The organism is Rickettsia endosymbiont of Ixodes scapularis, assembly GCF_000160735.1.
GTDB lineage: Bacteria > Pseudomonadota > Alphaproteobacteria > Rickettsiales > Rickettsiaceae > Rickettsia > Rickettsia tamurae.
Map to the genome: position 1 here is coordinate 493,507 of NZ_CM000770.1, position 4,156 is coordinate 497,662.

A 4,156-nucleotide genomic window follows, 5' to 3' on the forward strand; every position below is an offset into this window, starting at 1 on the left:
CCAGCATGTTCTATCCAGAACAATAATGTATTTATCATTAGCAAAAATATTTAAAATAAACTTAGCAACTTGATCATAATTAAATATTTGATCCCTAAAAAACCTATATATTCTCTGGGTTCTAGAACTATGTTTAGCTTTACCCAAAATTCCAAGTGCCATGTTTTTACCGCTAACAGAGCAATTCTCAATTAGACTCATAATCATTCCAGCAAGACATTCTAGTCTTGATCTTTTCCAAAAAAAGTTTAGTATCAGCGACTGAAGTAGTATATTGTGCATGGTCAAAAAATACACTCTTATACTACTTCAAATACCCATATGCAATACCACTCCTAAGCTTTTATTACAAAAATTGTAGGGTACTATGCCTGAGATCACGTGGTCAAGCCACGGTATGACATTTTTACAATACGACGCAAGTAACTAGTTATGAAATTATTTCCTCGTAGTATACTTATAACATTAGTACTAAGCTTTATCCTAAATTTAGGGCTAGTTACTAAAACTCATGCTAAAGATACTCTTGATAGCATTGTAGATGTTTTAAGCGGTTTAACTTGCGAAACTCAAGGCGTAGGTGATTTATTACGTAGTGAATTCTCTCATACATGTATTGTTGCTCCGTTCTTTACTTTTGCGGTAATGAATCTTGTTTCTCCCGTTTTATACATGAATACGTTTTTAAAGCTTAAAATAAATGATAAAGATTTGTTTAACGATAGTAAGTTTGGAAATTTTCCAGGAGGTCAATGTACTCGTGAAAATAGAATTGATCCTAAAAATCCGGAATTACGTTTTGCTTTATGTAGTAATGCTAAACTAATTGTAGCCAGGGCAACTGCCGTAGCAAAATCGGCACTTGCGATCGCTAAAGCCGTATTAACAGGGAGTGATCCTTGGGATGATATAAAAGAAGCGTGGAAAAATAATAAGAAAGATTATTATGTTCCATATAGCGGTAAGCCTGGTGATGACGGTTTTGCATTTGATGTAGGCTTCCCTGTAATATATTGGAAAGTTATTCAAGATAAAGATAGAATATGTGTTTCAACAAAGGGGTTTACAGGAGACGTTCCCGTCGGCTGTAAATATATGAAAGAGCCGTTTCCGAAATCCATGTATAATAGCTTTATGGATATAGCAGATAAGGATTTTATTGAAGATCCAAATGAAACGCCTACCGATCCTTTAGCCTTAGTTTCCTGTAGTACGGCAGGCGACGGGTGTTATCAAAAAGCTTATAATGCTTCAAAAACTGCAGTAGTCATGACTTCTCCTCTTATAGAATGTATGAGGCAAATGATTGCTAGATTACTAATTAGTAAAGATGTTTGTAATTTTGATAATGTAAGCCAAGTGGTTAATTTGGCTTCAAGGCAAGATAGTGCATTATTTCAGTTCCAAGTAGGAATGTATAAAATAGTTACGGCTTTTTTAACTTTATATGTTATGTTTTTTGGCTTTAAACTATTACTTGCAGGTGAAGTACCGCCAAAAAGTGAGTATATAAATTTTATATTGAAAATGATATTCGTAACTTATTTTTCAATAGGAATTAATATAACCCCTGGTAATGGCTCTCCGTATGACCGGTTAGACGGTATGATTCAGTGGGCGTTTCCTTTCTTACTTGATGGTATAAACGGTTTAGCAAGTTGGGTTATGAATGCTGCTCCGTCCGGTTTATGTAAATTTAATAATCTTTCTTATGACGGTACCGTTTCTTATATTGCATTATGGGATGCATTAGATTGTAGAGTAGCTCATTATTTAGGACTTGATATATTATCTACGTTACTTGTCGAAAATGCTTATCGAAGCCATGATTTTTTAAATTTTGATTTCTTTAGTTTTAGTGCTCCACCATATATTTATTTGCTAATTCCGGCGATAATCTCCGGTAATATGATGTTGGTGTCACTCGCTCTTTCTTATCCGTTACTTGTGATTTCGGTTGCTGCCTTTATGGTTAATGCAACGATTATGTGTATGATATCTATAGTAATACTCGGTATTTTAGCTCCTCTTTTTGTACCTATGTTTTTATTCACATATACAAGAAATTATTTTGATAGCTGGGTTAAACTAATGATCTCGTTCTTGCTACAGCCTATGGTGGTAGTTACTTTTATGATCACGATGTTTTCGGTATATGATTATGGTTTCTACGGTAAATGTCAATATAAGAGCAAGTTAATTCACAATAGTATAGAAGACAAAATTCAAGGTGGTATTACCTCTAAGAGGGATGTTTTAATATTTTACATTAATAATGATTGGGATGATACGTTACAATATCCTGATAAAGATGCCATAGAAAGTTGTAAAAATAGTTTAGGTTATATGTTAAATAACCCTATTACCACGGCATTTAACTTTGCAAAAGATAGTGTAAGTGAAATTGTCGATAGTAAACCGGGTGATACTCCTACCGATAAATTTCTTGCTAAATTCCAGTTTTTATCGGGAGTAGTTTTGGGTCCCGGAATGTTTTTCATGTCTCCAAAAGTGCTTTTTGAGAAAATTAAAAATATTTTGCTTGCGTTAGTTACGGCATGTTTTACATTGTATTTGATGTATAATTTTAGTAGTCAGCTAGCTGAATTTGCTGCAGATATGACGGAAGGAGTAGCTCTTAATAATGTTGCTATAAAACCGCAAGCAATATTTAAGGCAGCTATGGCAGTACTTGCTACTGCGGGTGCTGCAACTAAGGGGGGGCGATCAGATAGCAAGTAGAGGAGGAGTTGGTGATTTAAAAGCTGGTCAAGGTGGAGGAGCAAGTGATTTAGAGGTAGGTAAAGGCGGACTATCAAATGATAATATTGCTGCAAGCGGAGGTACGTCGGCACCTGCGGTAACAACGCCGACAGCTTCGTCTTCTGTAGCAACTTCTAGCTCAAAAACTGTAAGTAGTGAAGCAAGATCAGATGTTGTTACTCCTCCTCCTGCTCCTACAGAAGCTGTTTCACCACCGCCTGCTAGTATTAGAACTTCTATTTCTACACCTGCACCGCAATGTAATATTGAAGCTGAAAGTGTTGGAAAAATCATAAGAGATAATAATCAAGAAAGTAAAAAAGAGATTGATAATACTCCGCCTTTACAGGAAAAAGTTGACAATACAAGTAGGGGTTCAGGAGTAATTGATTATAGTTTTAACTTAAAGGAACATGAAAATCCGACAGGAGTAAAGCAGATACGGGAAAATGCAGAGATTCGAGATAAACGTGTGAAAGTAGAAAAAGCATGGAATGAACTAGTAGCAAGCGGAGGAGGAAGAGTAAGAGAACAAGAAGGAGGAGAAGTATCAGAACGACGTGCAAATGCTGAAAAGAAATGGAATGAATTAGTCGATAGCGGTGTAGTAACTGAGATAAGAGAAAGGGATAATAGTGTAACTAATAAATTTGATAAATTAGCTGATGAACTTAATAAGTCAGAAAAAGCAAAGGTAGAAGAAAATAAAAATATAGAAAACGACAGAAAAGAAGATAATACTACTACGTCACCGCAAGAAAAAGTTGACAGTACAAGTAGGGGTTCAGGAGTAATTGATTATAGTTTTAACTTAAAGGAACATGAAAATCCAACAGGAGTAAAGCAGATACGGGAAAATGCAGAGATTCGAGATAAACGTGTGAAAGTAGAAAAAGCATGGAATGAACTAGTAGCAAGCGGAGGAGGAAGAGTAAGAGAACAAGAAGGAGGAGAAGTATCAGAACGACGTGCAAATGCTGAAAAGGCATGGGATGAGTTAGTAAAAAGCGGCGTAGTAACAGAAAAAAAAAGATAATAGTTCTAATGAAAACTCTTAAAACCTTAAAGATATTTATTATAGTTTATATAGCATCTGTAAGCTTAGCTAGCTTTGCCGGCTTTGGAGAATCATGTTCTAGTTTACCGACTACTTCAGATGGGTATTTAGAAACGGACACGGCATATGGCTATATAATTCGTAATATTGATATGAAAGATCCGAGAGGTAATTGTAACTCAGTTGCATTTAGTATAACGTTTTGTTTTAAAAATGTAAAAGGTAGTAGTAGCCCTTGTACCATGTATACTTTAAATGAAGGTGACTCTAAGAAGATTAGTGATTTAAGTACTGATAATAATCTTGATCTTGGAGCAAATCCTGTATTAAAGAATA

At 35.1% G+C, this 4,156-nt stretch carries 3 pseudogenes; 2 read left to right on the top strand and 1 reads right to left on the bottom strand.

From position 1 onward, the window contains the following. Nucleotides 1-201, bottom strand: a pseudogene (locus REIS_RS02535) (IS4 family transposase); the annotation flags it as partial. A 231-nt stretch (nt 202-432) separates the two neighbouring features. On the opposite strand from REIS_RS02535, the pseudogene REIS_RS02540 reads away from it, so the two are divergent. Next, nucleotides 433-3,821, top strand: a pseudogene (locus REIS_RS02540) (type IV secretion system protein). After that, nucleotides 3,808-4,156: pseudogene (locus REIS_RS14035) on the top strand (hypothetical protein); the annotation flags it as partial. The pseudogenes REIS_RS02540 and REIS_RS14035, both read left to right, overlap by 14 nt.